The following is a 15,771-nucleotide window of genomic DNA, read 5'->3' as shown; positions in this document are numbered from 1 at the left end:
CGCCCCTGCCGCAGGGGGACACGACGCCCGCCCCCGCCGCACCTCCGTATCCCCGAACCCAGTTGCCGTTGATGACCTGCGGCATCAGCGAAGAAAGCAGACGAAATGTCTCACCTGCTCGACTCCGTCGACTCCGCGTCGCTGCGCAGCGACATCCCGGCGTTCCGCCCCGGCGACACCGTCAACGTCCACGTGCGCGTCATCGAGGGCAACCGCTCCCGTGTGCAGCAGTTCAAGGGCGTGGTGATCCGCCGCCAGGGCGCCGGCGTCCGCGAGACCTTCACGGTCCGCAAGGTCTCCTTCTCCGTCGGCGTCGAGCGCACCTTCCCGGTGCACACCCCGATCGTGGAGAAGATCGAGCTCGTCACCAAGGGTGACGTCCGCCGCGCCAAGCTGTACTACCTGCGCGAGCTGCGCGGCAAGGCGGCGAAGATCAAGGAGAAGCGCGAGAGCTGAGCGCTTTACCGGCGTCACATCCCGGCCGGATAGCATCTGGCCCCGATGGACACCGAAGCACAGCCGACGGAGCGCGACCGCTTCCTCCCCCCGGCAGGACCCGAGAACGGCTCGGGGACGCCGGGGCCGGAGGAGCGGTCGCGCTCCGCGTTGGTGCCGCGCCTCTCGCACTGGCTCCCCGGCGGGCGCGTCAGCCTGACCCTGCTGCTCTGTCTGCTGTTCCTGCTGGCCCTCAACACGTTCGTGGTGCGGCCGTTCGAGATCCCCAGCGGATCGATGGAACCCGGATTGAGGGCCGGGGACCGCGTTCTCGTAAACAAGTTGGCGTACCGCTTCGGCGACGGGCCGGACCGCGGCGACGTGATTGTGTTCGACGGCACCGGGTATTTCGGCGAGGCCGACTACATCAAACGGGTCGTCGGGGTGGGCGGCGACCATGTCGTCTGCTGTGAGGGGGAGGGGAGGATCCGGGTGAACGGCCGGTCGGTCGACGAGTCGGGCTTCCTGTTCCCCGGCGACAGCCCCTCCACGGTGCCGTTCGACGTCGTCGTGCCCGAGGGGCGGCTGTTCGTCCTCGGTGACCACCGCAGCGGCTCCAGTGACTCCCGGGACCGCCTCGGCTCGCCCGGCGGGGGCATGATCCCCGTGGACCGGGTGACCGGCCGCGCCGACGGGATCGTATGGCCCCTCGACCGGGCCACCCGGCTGCACCGGCCCGACGCCTATGCGCGCGTGCCCGGCCCGGAGGCCGGCGCGGCCCGTCCGGCGGAGGGCGGCCATGGGTAACCGGGGCAAGCCGCGCGGTGTGCCGGAGAGCGCCGCGGAGAACCTGCTGCCCACCGGCTCCCGCCGCGCGGCCGCCCCGGGCTCCGGGCGCACCCGCGCCGAGCGGCGCAAGCTCCAGCGCAAGGTCAAGCGGCGCCGCCGGCGCAGCGCGGTCAAGGAGATCCCCCTCCTCGTCGGTGTGGCCGTCCTGATCGCGCTCGTGCTCAAGACATTCCTCGTCCAGGCCTTCGTCATCCCCTCCGGCTCCATGGAGCAGACCATCCGGATCGGCGACCGGGTGCTGGTCGACAAGCTCACACCGTGGTTCGGGTCGAAGCCGCAGCGCGGCGACGTCGTCGTCTTCAAGGACCCCGGGGGCTGGCTGCAGACCGAGCAGCCCACGCCGAAGAAGGACGACCCCGTCGGGATCAAGCAGATCAAGGAAGGGCTCACCTTCATCGGACTGCTGCCCTCCGAGAACGACAAGGACCTCATCAAACGGGTGGTCGGCGTCGGCGGCGACCAGGTCCGGTGCTGCGACCAGCAGGGCCGGGTCACCGTCAACGGCGTACCCCTGGCCGAGGACGACTACCTCTACCCCGGCAACGCCCCCTCCACGATCCCGTTCGACATCACCGTGCCCGAGGGCCGGCTGTGGGTGATGGGCGACCACCGGTCGAACTCCGCCGACTCCCGTTCCCACCAGGACACCGACTACGGCGGCACCGTCTCCGAGGACCAGGTGGTGGGCCGGGCCATGGTCATCGCCTGGCCGCTCGGCCACTGGAGCACCCTGGACGAGCCCACGACCTACGCCTCCGTGTCGGACTCCGCGCCGGGGTCGGCCGCTGCCGTGCCGCTGTCGCATAGGGTTGCCACGGACGATCCCGACGGAATGGTCCAGCTCCCGAGCCCTGCGGAACTCCCGCTCGTTATGGGAGTGGTGGGCCTGCGCCGGACATGGCGCGGGCGGCGGCAGAGAGTGAGGAGATGGCGTGGGGGATGCGGCGGTTGGCGCACGGTCCGGGCGCGAGGGCGAGGAGCACCGCGGGCGCCCCGGGGAAGCGGCCCCTCCGGCGGCGGACGACTCCGTGACCTCGGAGAATCCCTCCTCCGCGGGCGGCGAAGGCCCCGGGGACGGGCAGCCCCCGACGGAGCAGGGAGGCTCGGGCCACGGCTCGCCACGGGCGAAACAGCCCCGTTCCTTCTGGAAGGAGCTGCCCATCCTGATCGGTATCGCCCTGGTGCTGGCGCTGCTGATCAAGACGTTCCTGGTGCAGGCGTTCTCGATCCCGTCCGACTCGATGCAGAACACCCTCCAGCAGGGTGACCGGGTCCTGGTCGACAAGCTCACCCCCTGGTTCGGCTCCGAGCCCGAGCGCGGCGAGGTCGTCGTCTTCCACGACCCCGACAACTGGCTGGCGGGCGAGCCGACGCCCGAGCCCAACCCGCTGCAGAAGGTCCTCAGCTGGATCGGCCTGATGCCGTCCGCCGAGGAGAAGGACCTGATCAAGCGGGTCATCGGCGTCGGCGGCGACACGGTCGAGTGCAAGGGCACCGGCCCGCTGAAGGTCAACGGCAAGGCGCTCGACGAAACGTCGTACGTGTACCCCGGCGACACCCCGTGCAGCCAGGACGACCAGGGCGGCCAGTTCAAGGTGAAGGTCCCCGAGGGCCACATCTGGGTGATGGGCGACCACCGCCAGAACTCCCGGGACTCGCGGTACAACCAGGCCGACAGGAACGAGGGCTTCGTCCCCGTGGACAAGGTCGTGGGCCGCGCCGTCGTCATCGCCTGGCCGATCGACCGCTGGACCAACCTGCCCGTCCCGGACACCTTCGACCAGCCCGGGCTGAACGCCGCGTCGCCGTCCGGCGCGGTCCCGCAGTCGGCGCCGCAGGCCCTCGCGCTCGTGGGCGCGGTGCCGCTGGTGCTCCTGCGGCGCCGTCGGTACGGCCACGGGGAGGGCCGGGAAGAGGGCTGACCGCGTCCGGTACCGCCGGGTAGGGTGCGGGCCATGAGTGGTCAGAGCACGACGCGTACGGTCCCCGGCACAGGCGGCCCGGGCAGCGCCCGGGCGGGCGGCCGCACCGGTCGGCTCCTGTCCAACCTGGCGGTGGCCCTCGGCCTGGTGATGTTCCTCGGCGGATTCGTCTGGGGAGCGGTGGTGTACCGGCCGTACACCGTGCCGACCACCTCGATGGCGCCGACGATCGACGCCGGCGACCGGGTGCTGGCCCAGCGCGTCGACGGCGGGGAGGTCCGCCGCGGTGACGTCGTCGTCTTCACGGACGCCACCTGGTCCAACGCGCCCATGGTGAAGCGGGTGGTCGCCGTCGGCGGTGACAAGGTCTCCTGCTGCGAGGGCGGCAAGCTGAAGGTCAACGGCGAGGAGATCGACGAACCGTACCTCTCCCGGGACACGGTGACCGGATTCGCCGCCTTCCCCGAGGTGACCGTCCCGGAGGGGCGGCTGTTCCTGCTGGGTGACGAACGTTCCGGGTCGGTGGACTCCACGGCCCATCTGACCGACGCCGCGAGCGGAACGGTCTCCCGCGGTGCCGTGCAGGCCCGGGTCGACGCCGTGGTCTGGCCGATGGACGGCATGCTGAAGGCGCCCGCCGGCTTCGAGCAGCTCGGTGCGCTCTCCTCGCCCGGCCCGCTCAGGGCCGTGTGCGCGCTGGTGATCGCCGGTGCCGTGCTCGTGCTCGGCGGGGCCGCGTACGGTCCCTTCGCCAAGCGGGCGGGGGCGTCCCGGGCCCGCGCAGGCGGGGGGAGCGCCGGTGTCCGCTGAGCCCGTCCCGGCGGTCGGGGACACCCCGGAGGGCGGGCCGCGCAGAGTCGCCCGGGTGGTGCTGCTCGATCCGCGTGACCGCATCCTCCTGCTGCACGGCCACGAGCCGGACGACCCCGCCGACGACTGGTGGTTCACACCCGGCGGCGGCGTCGAGGGGGAGGAGACCCGTGAGCAGGCCGCGCTGCGCGAACTCGCCGAGGAGACCGGCATCACGGACGTCGAGCTGGGGCCGGTGCTGTGGCGGCGCCGGTGCTCCTTCCCGTTCGCCGGGCGCCGCTGGGACCAGGACGAGTGGTACTACCTCGCCCGCACCACCCGGACCGCGACCGCGCCCACCGCGCTGACCGAGCTGGAGCGGCGCAGTGTCGTCGGAGCGCGCTGGTGGACGTGCCCGGAACTGGCCGGGGCACATGAGACGGTGTATCCGACCAGACTCGCCGGGCTGCTGCGGACACTGCTCGACGAGGGTCCCCCCGCCCGCCCCGTGACCCTGGACACCGAAATCGTCCGGTGACTCCCGGGACTGGCGCACAATGGGGGGATCGCACGGCTGAAGGGGAACATGCCATGAGCGCCGAGGACCTCGAGAAGTACGAGACCGAGATGGAGCTGAAGCTCTACCGGGAGTACCGAGACGTCGTCGGTCTGTTCAAATACGTGATCGAGACCGAGCGGCGCTTCTATCTCACCAACGACTACGAGATGCAGGTGCACTCCGTCCAGGGCGAGGTGTTCTTCGAGGTCTCCATGGCGGACGCCTGGGTGTGGGACATGTACCGGCCGGCCCGGTTCGTGAAGCAGGTGCGGGTCCTCACGTTCAAGGACGTGAACATCGAGGAGCTCAACAAGAGCGACCTGGAGCTCCCGAGCGGGTGACGGAGTTGTCCACAACCGCCGGGTAGTGCACAGAGATCCACTTCGCTCCGGCGGAATGCGTGATGTTGGGCGCCGGAGGTGGTGCCGACATGAACGCACAACGGGCACGCAGCGCGCTCGGCAGGTACGGCGAGACACTGGCCGCACGGCGGCTGACACAGGCGGGGATGACGGTCCTGGAGCGCAACTGGCGCTGCGGCAGGACCGGCGAGATCGACATCGTGGCCAGGGACGGCGACGCCCTGGTCGTCTGCGAGGTGAAGACCCGCAGGGCAGGGCCCTTCCAGCACCCCATGGAGGCGGTCACCCCGGCCAAGGCGGGCCGGCTGCGGAGTCTCGCCGAACGCTGGCTCCAGGAACACGGGGGAGCACCCCCCGGAGGCGTCCGCATCGACCTGGTCGGCGTGCTGCTGCCCGCCCGCGGCGCCCCCGTCGTCGAGCATGTCCGGGGGGTGGCCTGACATGGGGTTCGCCCGTACATGCTCGGTGGCGCTGGTGGGCGTCGAGGGCGTCGTCGTGGAGGTCCAGGCCGACCTGGAACCGGGAGTCGCGGCGTTCACCCTGGTGGGGCTGCCGGACAAGAGCCTGACCGAGAGCCGCGACCGGGTCAGGGCCGCCGTGGTCAATTCCGGCGGCGAGTGGCCGCAGAAGAAGCTCACCGTGGGACTCAGCCCCGCCTCGGTGCCGAAGGCCGGCAGTGGCTTCGACCTCGCCGTGGCCTGCGCGGTGCTCGGCGCCGCGGAGCGGATCGATCCGCGGGTGCTCGCCGACATCGTGATGATCGGCGAACTGGGGCTGGACGGCCGGGTGCGGCCGGTGCGCGGCATCCTGCCCGCCGTGCTGGCCGCGGCCGACGCGGGCTACGAGCAGGTGGTGGTGCCCGAGTGCGCCGCCGCCGAGGCCTCGCTGGTGCCGGGCGTGTCCGTCCTGGGCATCCGCAGCCTGCGGCAGCTGATCGCGGTGCTCACCGACGAGCCGGTGCCCGAGGAGGAGCCCGACGACCAGGAGCGGCCCGACCCGCTGCTGGCGGGCCTGCGCGTCCCCGGCACCGGAGCGGCCACCGGTATGCACGGCATCGGCGCGGCACCGCACGACCAGGGCCACGACCTCGCCGACGTGGTGGGCCAGCACTCGGCGCGGACGGCGGTGGAGGTGGCCGCGGCCGGCGGGCACCACCTCTTCCTGGAGGGCCCGCCCGGCGCCGGCAAGACCATGCTCGCCGAGCGGCTGCCGTCGATCCTGCCGCCGCTGGACCGGCAGGCGTCCCTCGAGGTGACCGCCGTGCACTCGGTGGCGGGCCTGCTCCCACCGGGCAAGCCCCTGATCGACACGGCTCCCTACTGCGCCCCGCACCACTCGGCCACCATGCAGGCCCTCGTCGGCGGAGGGCCCGGCACGGCCCGGCCGGGAGCGGTCTCCCTCTCGCACCGGGGTGTTCTCTTCCTCGACGAAACCCCGGAATTCAGCAGCAAGGCCCTGGACGCCCTGCGCCAGCCGCTGGAGGCCGGGCACGTGATCATCGCCCGCAGCGCCGGGGTCGTGCGCTTCCCGGCGCGGTTCCTGATGGTGCTCGCCGCCAACCCGTGCCCCTGCGGGCGGTTCTCGCTGACGCACGACCACTGCGACTGCCCGCCCGCCGCGGTCCGCCGCTACCAGGCCCGGCTGTCCGGGCCCCTGCTCGACCGGGTGGACCTGCGGGTCGAGGTCGACCGCGTCACCCGCTCCGCGCTGACGGCGGACGCGGCCCGGGGCGAGGCCACCGTCACGGTCGCCGACCGGGTCCGCACGGCCAGGGAACGCGCGGCGGCGCGACTCGCCGGCACCCCCTGGCGCACCAACAGCGAAATCCCGGGGCGGGAGCTGCGCAGCCGCTGGCAGGCCGCCCCCGGAGCCATGGACGACGCCGAGCGCAGCCTGGAACGGGGCGCGCTCAGCGCCCGGGGGCTGGACCGGGTCCTGCGGGTCGCCTGGACCGTCGCCGACCTCGCCGGGCACGACCGGCCCGACGCCGGGGACGTCGCGCTCGCCCTGCAACTGCGCACCGGCGTCCCCCGCGGGGTGCCCATGGCCATCGGGGCGGCGGTATGAGCACCGGCTCCGAGGGCGACCTGCTCGGGCGCGTCTTCCTCACCCGGGTCGTCGAGCCCGGCGACGAGACCGGCGGACGCTGGGTGCGGGAGCTCGGCGTGGACGCGGTGGTACGGCGGCTGCGGGAACGGGGCGATCCGCTGCCCGGGGTCAGCGGGAAGCGGTGGGCCGGTCTGCTGGCCCGGGCCGGGCGGGCCGAGCCACGCCGGGACCTCGCGCTCGCGCGGGACGCCGGGGTGCGGTTCGTCCGTCCCGGCGCCGCCGAATGGCCCGGGCAACTCGACGACCTGGGGGACGCGAGGCCCCTCGGACTGTGGGTGCGCGGCGGCGCGGACCTGCGGATGTGGGCGCTGCGCTCGGTCGCCGTCGTCGGCGCCCGCGCCTGCACCGAGTACGGCGCCCACATGGCCGCCACGCTCGCCGCGGGCCTGGCCGAACGAGGCTGGATCGTGGTCTCCGGCGGCGCCTACGGGGTGGACGGCGCCGCCCACCGCGGGGCGCTGGCCGCGGGCGGCGCCACCGTCGCGGTGCTCGCCTGCGGAGTCGACCGGCCCTATCCGCGCGGACACGCCGGGCTCATCGGCAGGATCGCCGAACAGGGACTGGTCGTCGGCGAGTTGCCGCCCGGCGACCACCCGACACCGAGCAGATTCATCCTCCGCAACAGGGTGATCGCCGCACTCACCAGGGGCACGGTCGTCGTCGAGGCCGCCCACCGCAGCGGCTCGCTGGTGACGGCCCGAGCGGCCCGGCGCCTGGGACGCCACATCATGGGCGTCCCGGGGCCGGCCACCAGCGGACTCTCCGCCGGGGTGCACGAACTGCTGCGCGAGGACGCCGTCCTGGTCACCGACGCCGCCGAGGTCGTCGAACTGGTCGGCGACATGGGCGAACTGGCGCCGGAGCGGCGGGGCCCTGTGCTGCCCCGGGACCTGCTCGACCCGGCCGCCCGGCAGGTCCTCGCCGCGCTGCCGGCGCGCCTCGCGGCCCGACCCGAGGAGATCGCGCTCGCCGCGCAGACCACCCCGGACGACGCGATCGCGAGACTGTACGAACTCCGAGCACTTGGTTACGTCGAACGACACGGCGACGGCTGGAAGTTGACGCGCCAGGCAATGATGCCGGTCCGTGACCGCCCCGGCAGCCGCTGACGGAGCGTGTTCGGCCGTCCGGGGGAACCGCGACACCCCAAGGCGGACACGCCAGTCGGTGCACCCGGGTGATCACGCAGAGCGACCGGCGTGCCCCGGTGGGACGGCACCCGGAACGAATCTGCGCACGGTCCTGCCTCGCCTCTTCGCACACCGCGACGCCGTAGTCACGCTACGCTCACGAGGATCCCGACACGGACAGGCAACTCGACATCGGACAGACAACGAATCCAGCCAGCACCAGCCCACGGCAGAACGGCACTAGGCGACGAATGCCCCAGCACACCTCCGGGTCCGACCGGGCGGCGATCCCCCCAGCCGCCCGCGACGGTGGCAGCGTGCGGCCGCCCGCTCCCTCGACACTCGACGAGCTGTGGCGGTCGTACAAGGCGACGGGGGACGGACGACTGCGGGAACAGCTGATCCTGCACTACTCGCCGCTGGTGAAATATGTCGCCGGCCGGGTGAGTGTCGGGCTGCCGTCCAATGTCGAGCAGGCGGACTTCGTCTCCTCCGGGGTCTTCGGGCTGATCGACGCCATCGAGAAGTTCGACGTCGAGCGGGAGATCAAGTTCGAGACCTACGCGATCACCCGTATCCGGGGCGCGATGATCGACGAACTCCGGGCACTGGACTGGATCCCCCGCTCGGTACGGCAGAAGGCGCGCAACGTGGAGCGCGCCTACGCCACGCTGGAGGCCCGGCTGCGCCGCACGCCGTCGGAGAGCGAGGTCGCCGGTGAGATGGGCGTCACGGTGGCCGAGCTGCACGCGGTTTTCAGCCAGTTGTCGCTGGCGAACGTTGTCGCCCTGGAGGAACTGCTGCACGCCGGGGGCGACGGCGGCGATCAGCTGAGCTTCATGGACACCCTGGAGGACACCGCCGCCGACAATCCGGTGGAGGTGGCCGAGGACCGGGAGCTGCGCAGATTCCTCGCGCGGGCCATCAACACGCTCCCGGAACGGGAGAAGACCGTGGTCACGCTGTACTACTACGAAGGCCTCACCCTCGCCGAGATCGGCAATGTGCTGGGCGTGACCGAGAGCCGGGTCAGCCAGATCCACACCAAGTCCGTACTCCAGCTGCGCGCGAAGCTGGCGGGCTTCGGCCGCTGAGCCCTTCGGGCGGCCGGCCGGCCGATCCCCTGGCCGCCGGGGGCGGGGCGTCCGTACAGTGGTTGACGTGCCAAGGATTCGAGCGGCCTCCGTGGCCGAGCACCGGTCGATGCAGCGAGCCGCCCTGCTGGACGCGGCACGCTCCCTGCTGTCCGAGGGCGGGACGGACGCGCTGACCTTCCCGGCGCTCGCCGAGCGCACCGGCCTCGCGCGATCGTCCGTCTACGAGTACTTCCGCTCGCGGGCCGCCGTCGTCGAGGAGCTGTGCGAGGTCGACTTCCCCGTCTGGGCCGCCGAGGTCGAGGCGGCGATGGCGGACGCCGGCGGGGCCGAGGCCAAGATCGAGGCGTACGTCCGCAAGCAGCTGGAGCTGGTCGGGGACCGACGGCACCGCGCCGTCGTCGCCATCTCCGCGAGCGAGCTCGACGCGGGTGCCCGGGAGAAGATCCGCGCCGCACACGGCGGCCTCGTCGCGATGATCGTCGAAGCCCTCGCCGGCCTGGGCCACACCGAGCCCCGCCTCGCCGCCATGCTGCTCCAGGGCGTGGTCGACGCCGCCGTACGCCGCATCGAACTGGGCGCGGCGGAACACCCCGACACGATCACGGAGGCGGCGGTCTCGATGATCCTCGGGGGCGTACGCGGCTGACGTCCGCCCCCGCGCTGCCCGCTCCCCTGTCGGCCCCCCGCCGCGCCGAGGTGTACGAACGGGCGCGGCAGACGGGGCCGGCTCGGCAGGCCGGCCGGATCCACGCCGGCCGCGCTGGGCCGGTGGCCTGCGGCGAGGGCGCGCGGGGGCGCGGGCGCGGGTGATCATCCGGGCACCGGGACCCCCAGTACCGGCAGTAGTCTCGACGGGCCCCGGTGCAGGAGCCACGGGGGCAGCAGGGTCAGCGGGTCGAGATAGGTGTCGGCCCGCAGGAGACCCCAGTGCACGCAAGGGGCGGGGCAGTGGGAGCCCGTGGGTTCCACCGTGCCGATCACCTCGCCCGCCGACACCCCGGTGCCCTCGGGCACCGAGGCGCGGACCGGTTCGTAGGTCGTGCGCAGCGGGGGATCACCCGTACCCGTCAGCTCGACCGAGACGACGCCCCTTCCGGCCACCCGGCCGGCGAACGAGACCCGGCCCGCCGCCACCGCCCGTACCGGCGTTCCCGCGTCCGCCGCCAGGTCCACGCCCCGGTGGCCGGGTCCGTACGCCGTCGCCGGCGGTTCCCAGCCGCGCAGCACCCGCGGGCGCGCCCCCACCGGCCACACCCGTGCCACGCGCGGCGTCGCGCCGTCCCCGGCCGCCGGTGCCGCCCGGGCCGGCGCCGCCGCCGTCCGCGGCCAGGCGGGAGGCGGCGGGGCGGTCAGCGCCGTCAGGGTCAGGATCACCGTCAGGGTCAGTCGCGCGACCGCCCTCGTCCATCGGCTCGTGTCCATGCCGGAAGCGTTCCGGAGCCACCCGATCGCCGCCGGGAGCTGTGGACCACCGGCCGGTTGTGGACAACGGCGTCACCCGGCACCCCGCGGGTCCCGTACACTTCTGGTGGCGACCCGGGCCACCGGGTCGACTTCGCACGCCCCGACATCGAGGCCGGTCACGGCCGGTACCCCGGTGTCAGCGCCCCTCGGTCCTTCGTGGCAACGGCGCGTCGCGGGCGTCAGGCGCGGGAGCCGTCCGGCATCCGCGGCACAACCGAGAAATTCAAGGAGATACGGCCATGGCCGTCGTCACGATGCGGGAGCTGCTGGAGAGCGGCGTCCACTTCGGTCACCAGACCCGTCGTTGGAACCCGAAGATGAAGCGCTTCATCTTCACGGAGCGCAACGGCATCTACATCATCGACCTGCTCCAGTCGCTGTCGTACATCGACCGCGCCTACGAGTTCGTCAAGGAGACCGTCGCCCACGGCGGCACGGTCATGTTCGTCGGCACGAAGAAGCAGGCGCAGGAGGCCATCGCCGAGCAGGCCACCCGCGTCGGCATGCCCTACGTCAACCAGCGCTGGCTGGGCGGCATGCTCACCAACTTCTCGACCGTCTACAAGCGTCTGCAGCGCCTCAAGGAGCTCGAGCAGATCGACTTCGAGGACGTGGCCGCCTCCGGCCTCACCAAGAAGGAGCTGCTGGTCCTCTCCCGCGAGAAGGCCAAGCTGGAGAAGACCCTCGGCGGTATCCGCGAGATGCAGAAGGTGCCCAGCGCCGTCTGGATCGTGGACACCAAGAAGGAGCACATCGCGGTCGGCGAGGCCCGGAAGCTCAACATCCCGGTCGTCGCCATCCTCGACACCAACTGCGACCCCGACGAGGTCGACTACAAGATCCCGGGCAACGACGACGCGATCCGCTCCGTCACCCTGCTCACCCGCGTGATCGCCGACGCCGTCGCCGAGGGCCTGATGTCCCGCTCCGGTGTCGCCGAGGCCGGCAAGGGCGAGAAGGCCGCCGGTGAGCCGCTGGCCGAGTGGGAGCGCGACCTGCTCGAGGGCGAGAAGAAGGCCGAGGAGCCCGCTCCGGCCGCCGCCGAGGCCGAGAAGCCGGCTGAGGCCCCCGCTGCCGAGGCCGCCCCGGCCGCCGAGGCCGAGCAGGCCTGACCGCTCCGTCAGAGCCGTTGACGGCGGGAGCGGTGACACCTCATCCGCTCCCGCCGTTCACCCGTAGGCCGGCGGCGCGTCGGGCACCCGCCCCTGGCGCAGGTGCCCGACCCCGCAGACCTCCGACCCTCCAGACTTCGAGAAAGACTCACAGACTCATGGCGAACTACACCGCCGCCGACGTCAAGAAGCTCCGGGAGCTCACCGGCGCCGGCATGATGGACTGCAAGAAGGCGCTGGACGAGGCCGACGGCAACGTCGACAAGGCCGTCGAGGCGCTCCGCATCAAGGGCCAGAAGGGCGTCGCCAAGCGCGAGGGCCGCTCCGCCGAGAACGGCGCCGTGGTCTCGATCATCGCCGACGACAACTCCTCCGGTGTCCTCGTCGAGCTGAAGTGCGAGACGGACTTCGTCGCCAAGGGCGAGAAGTTCCAGGCCGTGGCCACCGCCATCGCCGAGCACGTCGCCAAGTCGTCCCCGGCCGACCTCGAGGCCCTGCTCGCCTCCGAGATCGAGGCCGGCAAGACCGTCCAGGCGTTCGTGGACGAGGCCAACGCCAACCTGGGCGAGAAGATCGTCCTGGACCGCTTCGCGCAGTTCGCCGACGGCTACGTGACGGCGTACATGCACCGCACGATGCCCGACCTGCCCCCGCAGATCGGTGTGCTCGTCGAGCTCGACAAGCCCAACGCCGAGGTCGCCAGGGGCGTCGCCCAGCACATCGCCGCGTTCGCGCCGAAGTACCTCTCCAAGGAGGACGTGCCGGCCGACGTCGTCGAGTCGGAGCGCCGCATCGCCGAGGAGACCACCCGCGCCGAGGGCAAGCCCGAGGCCGCGATCGCCAAGATCGTCGAGGGTCGCCTGAACGGCTTCTTCAAGGAGGCCACCCTGCTCGGCCAGCCCTACGCCCTGGACAACAAGAAGTCCGTCCAGAAGGTCCTGGACGAGGCCGGTGTCACCCTGAAGCGCTTCACGCGCATCAAGGTCGGCATCTGAGTCCGTACCGCGACGGGCGCGCGACCCCGATAGGGTCGGCAGCAGTCGTTCGGACACGCGTCCACGCACACGCGCGCGCCGCCGGACGACAGCAGATCTGACGAGGAGGCCATTGCCGCATGGGATGCGAACCACGCCCCACCGGCAATGGCCTTCTTCGTATGTGCAATACGCGAAAGAGGCGGGATCCCCGATGACCACCAAGGCTGAGAAGAGCGACGACGGCAAAGTACGCGGCCGGTTTCTGCTGAAGCTGTCCGGAGAGGCCTTCTCCGGTGGCGGGGGCCTCGGCGTCGACCCCGACGTGGTGCACGCCATCGCGCGTGAGATCGCCGCCGTCGTCCGGGACGGCGCGCAGATCGCGATCGTCATCGGCGGCGGCAACTTCTTCCGCGGCGCCGAACTCCAGGTGCGCGGCATGGACCGTGCCCGCTCCGACTACATGGGCATGCTCGGCACCGTGATGAACTGCCTCGCCCTCCAGGACTTCCTGGAGAAGGAGGGCGTCGACTGCCGCGTGCAGACCGCCATCACCATGGGGCAGGTCGCCGAGCCCTACATCCCGCTGCGCGCCGTGCGCCACCTGGAGAAGGGCCGCGTGGTCATCTTCGGTGCCGGTATGGGCATGCCGTACTTCTCCACCGACACCACCGCCGCCCAGCGCGCCCTGGAGATCGACGCCGAGGCGCTGCTCATGGGCAAGAACGGCGTGGACGGGGTCTACGACTCCGACCCCAAGGCCAACCCCGACGCCGTGAAGTTCGACGCGCTCGGCTACGGCGAGGTCATCACCCGGGACCTGAAGGTCGCGGACGCGACGGCCGTCACGCTCTGCCGTGACAACAGCCTCCCGATCGTCGTCTTCGAGCTCCTGAAGGAGGGCAATATCGCCCGCGCCGTCAAGGGTGAGAAGATCGGCACGCTTGTGGGTGACCAGGCCGGGCGCAACTGACCGGGGGATGGACAATGTCCTGCCGGTCGGGAACCGTGCAGGAAGAAGACGCGACGCAGCCGGCCGCCGCCCCGACAGGGAACCGCAGCCGGGCCTACTTCAAGACACGCAGGAGCAAGTGGTGATCGAAGAGACCCTCCTCGAGGCCGAGGAGAAGATGGAGAAGGCCGTCGTGGTCGCCAAGGAGGACTTCGCCGCGATCCGCACCGGCCGTGCGCACCCGGCGATGTTCAACAAGATCGTGGCCGACTACTACGGCGCGCTGACGCCGATCAACCAGCTGGCCTCGTTCTCCGTGCCCGAGCCGCGCATGGCCGTGGTGACGCCGTTCGACAAGAGCGCGCTGCGCAACATCGAGCAGGCGATCCGGGACTCCGACCTGGGCGTCAACCCGAGCAACGACGGCAACATCATCCGGGTGGTGTTCCCCGAGCTGACCGAGGAGCGCCGTCGCGAGTTCATCAAGGTCGCCAAGGCCAAGGGCGAGGACGCCAAGGTGTCCATCCGCGCCGTGCGCCGCAAGGCCAAGGACGCCATCGACAAGCTGATCAAGGACGGCGAGGTCGGCGAGGACGAGGGCCGCCGTGCGGAGAAGGAGCTCGACGACACCACCGCGAAGTACGTCGCCCAGGTGGACGAGCTCCTGAAGCACAAGGAAGCGGAACTGCTCGAAGTCTGATGAACGACTCTTCCTGGGGGACGCCGCAGACCGGGTACTGGGGACCGTCCGACCACGGGCCCGCCCAGGGGGCTGCCCCGGCGGGTCCCGCGTACGATGCGCAATACGCGCAGCAGACTCGCCCCATGCCCGTCGTGCCCGACGTACCCGACCACGGCGGCGACCAGGATGTGGACCGGGGGGCCGCTCGGCTGAGCGGTCCCCTGTTCCGAGACGAGATGCCGCAGGCACGGCCCCACCCCGGGGAGGTGCCGCAGAATCCGGAGCCCATGCCCGACGCCCCGCAGCCGGCGCCCGTCCCGCAGAAGAAGAGCGCGGGTCGCGACCTCGGTGCCGCGATAGGCGTCGGCGTCGGACTCGGCGTGGTGATCGTCGCGTCGCTGTTCGTCGTCAAGGCGGTCTTCGTCGGCGTGGTCGCCGTCGCCGTCGTGGTGGGCCTGTGGGAGCTGACCAAGCGGCTGGAGGAGCGCAAGGGCATCAAGGCGCCCCTCGTGCCGCTCGCGATCGGCGGCGCCGCCATGGTCGTCGCCGGGTACGCGCGGGGGGCCGAGGGCGCGTGGGTCACCATGGCGCTCACCACGCTGGCGGTACTCGTCTGGCGGATGACGGCGCCCCCCGAGGGGTACCTCAAGGACGTCACGGCGGGTGTCTTCGCGGCGTTCTACGTCCCGTTCCTGGCGACGTTCGTGGCGATGATGCTCACCGCCGACGACGGCGCCTGGCGCGTCCTCACCTTCCTGCTGCTGACGGTGGTCAGCGACACGGGCGCCTACGCCGTCGGCTGGCGCTTCGGCAGCCACAAGCTGGCCCCGCGGATCAGCCCCGGCAAGACCCGCGAGGGCCTGCTGGGCGCGATCGGTTTCGCGATGGCCGCGGGCGCGCTGTGCATGCAGTTCCTGATCGACGACGGCACGTGGTGGCAGGGCCTGCTCCTCGGCCTCGCGGTCGCGGCCAGCGCCACCCTGGGCGACCTCGGCGAGTCCATGATCAAGCGCGACCTGGGCATCAAGGACATGGGCACACTCCTGCCGGGGCATGGAGGAATCATGGACCGCCTCGACTCGTTGCTGCCGACGGCGCCGGTGGTGTGGCTGTTGCTGGTCCTGTTCGTCGGCTCCGGGTGACCCGCACCCACGCGGCCGGATCGGGCCCCCGTCCTTCTCCGGGCGGGGGCCCGACCGCTGTTCGGGGACGCTACGGTCTCTGTATGGCGCAGGCGAGGCGGGGACGACGGCAGGTACCACGGCGACCTGCCCTGCCGGTGGTGCGAGGCGCTCCTCGACCAGAAGGGCCGCCGCAGGCCGCGCCGCTACTGCG

Annotated in this window: 17 protein-coding genes and 1 pseudogene; 17 read left to right on the top strand and 1 reads right to left on the bottom strand. The window is 71.9% G+C overall.

All coding sequences use genetic code 11. The features are described 5' to 3' along the window. Positions 1 to 105: 105 nt before the first annotated feature. The 12 genes and pseudogenes from rplS to ACZ434_RS16125 all read left to right on the top strand — a co-directional run bounded on the left by rplS (position 106) and on the right by ACZ434_RS16125 (position 9,898). On the top strand, positions 106 to 456 hold the full coding sequence (rplS, locus tag ACZ434_RS16180) for a 50S ribosomal protein L19 (RefSeq protein WP_282793392.1): 351 nt from the start codon (positions 106 to 108) through the stop codon (positions 454 to 456). Between the two features lie 45 nt (positions 457 to 501). Further along, on the top strand, positions 502 to 1,242 hold the full coding sequence (gene lepB / locus ACZ434_RS16175; RefSeq protein ID WP_468456118.1) for a signal peptidase I: 741 nt from the start codon (positions 502 to 504) through the stop codon (positions 1,240 to 1,242). Beyond that, a pseudogene (gene lepB, locus ACZ434_RS16170) lies at positions 1,235 to 2,326 on the top strand (signal peptidase I); the annotation flags it as partial. The gene lepB (ACZ434_RS16175) and the pseudogene lepB (ACZ434_RS16170), both read left to right, overlap by 8 nt. Then, positions 2,217 to 3,206 carry a signal peptidase I gene (gene lepB, locus ACZ434_RS16165; protein ID WP_468456116.1) on the top strand — a complete coding sequence of 330 codons (990 nt, stop codon included), beginning with the start codon at positions 2,217 to 2,219 and terminating at the stop codon, positions 3,204 to 3,206. The pseudogene lepB (ACZ434_RS16170) and the gene lepB (ACZ434_RS16165), both read left to right, overlap by 110 nt. A 33-nt stretch (positions 3,207 to 3,239) precedes the next feature. After that, complete coding sequence (lepB, locus tag ACZ434_RS16160; protein WP_468456114.1) at positions 3,240 to 4,016, top strand: signal peptidase I; 777 nt, start codon at positions 3,240 to 3,242, stop codon at positions 4,014 to 4,016. Next, positions 4,006 to 4,533: an NUDIX hydrolase gene (locus ACZ434_RS16155; protein ID WP_468456112.1), complete on the top strand. Its 528-nt coding sequence runs from the start codon at positions 4,006 to 4,008 to the stop codon at positions 4,531 to 4,533. Before lepB (ACZ434_RS16160) ends, ACZ434_RS16155 begins: the two co-directional genes overlap by 11 nt. A gap of 53 nt (positions 4,534 to 4,586) precedes the next feature. Next, complete coding sequence (locus tag ACZ434_RS16150) at positions 4,587 to 4,895, top strand: DUF2469 domain-containing protein (protein WP_003993268.1); 309 nt, start codon at positions 4,587 to 4,589, stop codon at positions 4,893 to 4,895. Positions 4,896 to 4,954: 59 nt separating this feature from the next. Further along, the gene (locus ACZ434_RS16145) at positions 4,955 to 5,356 is read left to right on the top strand and encodes a YraN family protein (protein WP_468456110.1); all 402 of its coding nucleotides are present in this window, start codon (positions 4,955 to 4,957) and stop codon (positions 5,354 to 5,356) included. A gap of 1 nt (position 5,357) precedes the next feature. Further along, positions 5,358 to 6,983: a YifB family Mg chelatase-like AAA ATPase gene (locus ACZ434_RS16140; RefSeq protein ID WP_468456108.1), complete on the top strand. Its 1,626-nt coding sequence runs from the start codon at positions 5,358 to 5,360 to the stop codon at positions 6,981 to 6,983. Beyond that, positions 6,980 to 8,134 carry a DNA-processing protein DprA gene (gene dprA / locus ACZ434_RS16135; protein WP_468456106.1) on the top strand — a complete coding sequence of 385 codons (1,155 nt, stop codon included), beginning with the start codon at positions 6,980 to 6,982 and terminating at the stop codon, positions 8,132 to 8,134. The genes ACZ434_RS16140 and dprA overlap by 4 nt, the downstream gene beginning before the upstream one ends. 272 nt (positions 8,135 to 8,406) lie before the next feature. Beyond that, positions 8,407 to 9,249, top strand: a complete 843-nt coding sequence (whiG, locus tag ACZ434_RS16130; protein WP_468456104.1) for an RNA polymerase sigma factor WhiG — start codon at positions 8,407 to 8,409, stop codon at positions 9,247 to 9,249. A gap of 91 nt (positions 9,250 to 9,340) precedes the next feature. Continuing rightward, complete coding sequence (locus tag ACZ434_RS16125; protein WP_468456392.1) at positions 9,341 to 9,898, top strand: TetR/AcrR family transcriptional regulator; 558 nt, start codon at positions 9,341 to 9,343, stop codon at positions 9,896 to 9,898. A 164-nt stretch (positions 9,899 to 10,062) separates the two neighbouring features. Here the strand turns inward: ACZ434_RS16125 and ACZ434_RS16120 are convergent, their stop codons facing one another. Further along, a complete protein-coding gene (locus tag ACZ434_RS16120) occupies positions 10,063 to 10,674 on the bottom strand; it encodes a peptidoglycan DD-metalloendopeptidase family protein (protein WP_468456102.1) in 612 nt (203 codons plus the stop codon). 281 nt (positions 10,675 to 10,955) lie between these two features. On the opposite strand from ACZ434_RS16120, the gene rpsB reads away from it, so the two are divergent. The 5 genes from rpsB to ACZ434_RS16095 all read left to right on the top strand — a co-directional run bounded on the left by rpsB (position 10,956) and on the right by ACZ434_RS16095 (position 15,578). Then, a complete protein-coding gene (gene rpsB / locus ACZ434_RS16115) occupies positions 10,956 to 11,828 on the top strand; it encodes a 30S ribosomal protein S2 (protein ID WP_468456100.1) in 873 nt (290 codons plus the stop codon). Between the two features lie 158 nt (positions 11,829 to 11,986). Then, positions 11,987 to 12,823, top strand: a complete 837-nt coding sequence (tsf, locus tag ACZ434_RS16110; RefSeq protein WP_468456098.1) for a translation elongation factor Ts — start codon at positions 11,987 to 11,989, stop codon at positions 12,821 to 12,823. 193 nt (positions 12,824 to 13,016) lie between these two features. Further along, positions 13,017 to 13,775, top strand: a complete 759-nt coding sequence (pyrH, locus tag ACZ434_RS16105; protein WP_468456096.1) for a UMP kinase — start codon at positions 13,017 to 13,019, stop codon at positions 13,773 to 13,775. A 121-nt stretch (positions 13,776 to 13,896) separates the two neighbouring features. Further along, positions 13,897 to 14,454 carry a ribosome recycling factor gene (gene frr, locus ACZ434_RS16100; protein ID WP_004982880.1) on the top strand — a complete coding sequence of 186 codons (558 nt, stop codon included), beginning with the start codon at positions 13,897 to 13,899 and terminating at the stop codon, positions 14,452 to 14,454. Then, a complete protein-coding gene (locus ACZ434_RS16095) occupies positions 14,454 to 15,578 on the top strand; it encodes a phosphatidate cytidylyltransferase (protein ID WP_468456093.1) in 1,125 nt (374 codons plus the stop codon). Before frr ends, ACZ434_RS16095 begins: the two co-directional genes overlap by 1 nt. The last annotated feature ends 193 nt before the right edge of the window (positions 15,579 to 15,771 follow it).

The sequence above is a fragment of the Streptomyces sp. NPDC030893 genome, from assembly GCF_055571535.1.
The sequence above is the reverse complement of the archived record's forward strand: the minus strand, read 5'-3'. Positions and strand labels throughout refer to the sequence as shown.

Bases quoted from the DNA above. Each gene is read 5' to 3' on its own strand.
- whiG (WP_468456104.1), top strand. From the start codon at position 8,407: ATGCCCCAGCACACCTCCGGGTCCGACCGGGCGGCGATCCCCCCAGCC.
- tsf (WP_468456098.1), top strand. From the start codon at position 11,987: ATGGCGAACTACACCGCCGCCGACGTCAAGAAGCTCCGGGAGCTCACC.
- rplS (WP_282793392.1), top strand. From the start codon at position 106: ATGTCTCACCTGCTCGACTCCGTCGACTCCGCGTCGCTGCGCAGCGAC.
- lepB (WP_468456114.1), top strand. From the start codon at position 3,240: ATGAGTGGTCAGAGCACGACGCGTACGGTCCCCGGCACAGGCGGCCCG.
- ACZ434_RS16095 (WP_468456093.1), top strand. From the start codon at position 14,454: ATGAACGACTCTTCCTGGGGGACGCCGCAGACCGGGTACTGGGGACCG.
- pyrH (WP_468456096.1), top strand. From the start codon at position 13,017: ATGACCACCAAGGCTGAGAAGAGCGACGACGGCAAAGTACGCGGCCGG.
- lepB (WP_468456118.1), top strand. From the start codon at position 502: ATGGACACCGAAGCACAGCCGACGGAGCGCGACCGCTTCCTCCCCCCG.
- ACZ434_RS16140 (WP_468456108.1), top strand. From the start codon at position 5,358: ATGGGGTTCGCCCGTACATGCTCGGTGGCGCTGGTGGGCGTCGAGGGC.
- ACZ434_RS16150 (WP_003993268.1), top strand. From the start codon at position 4,587: ATGAGCGCCGAGGACCTCGAGAAGTACGAGACCGAGATGGAGCTGAAG.
- dprA (WP_468456106.1), top strand. From the start codon at position 6,980: ATGAGCACCGGCTCCGAGGGCGACCTGCTCGGGCGCGTCTTCCTCACC.
- ACZ434_RS16120 (WP_468456102.1), bottom strand. From the start codon at position 10,674: ATGGACACGAGCCGATGGACGAGGGCGGTCGCGCGACTGACCCTGACG.
- rpsB (WP_468456100.1), top strand. From the start codon at position 10,956: ATGGCCGTCGTCACGATGCGGGAGCTGCTGGAGAGCGGCGTCCACTTC.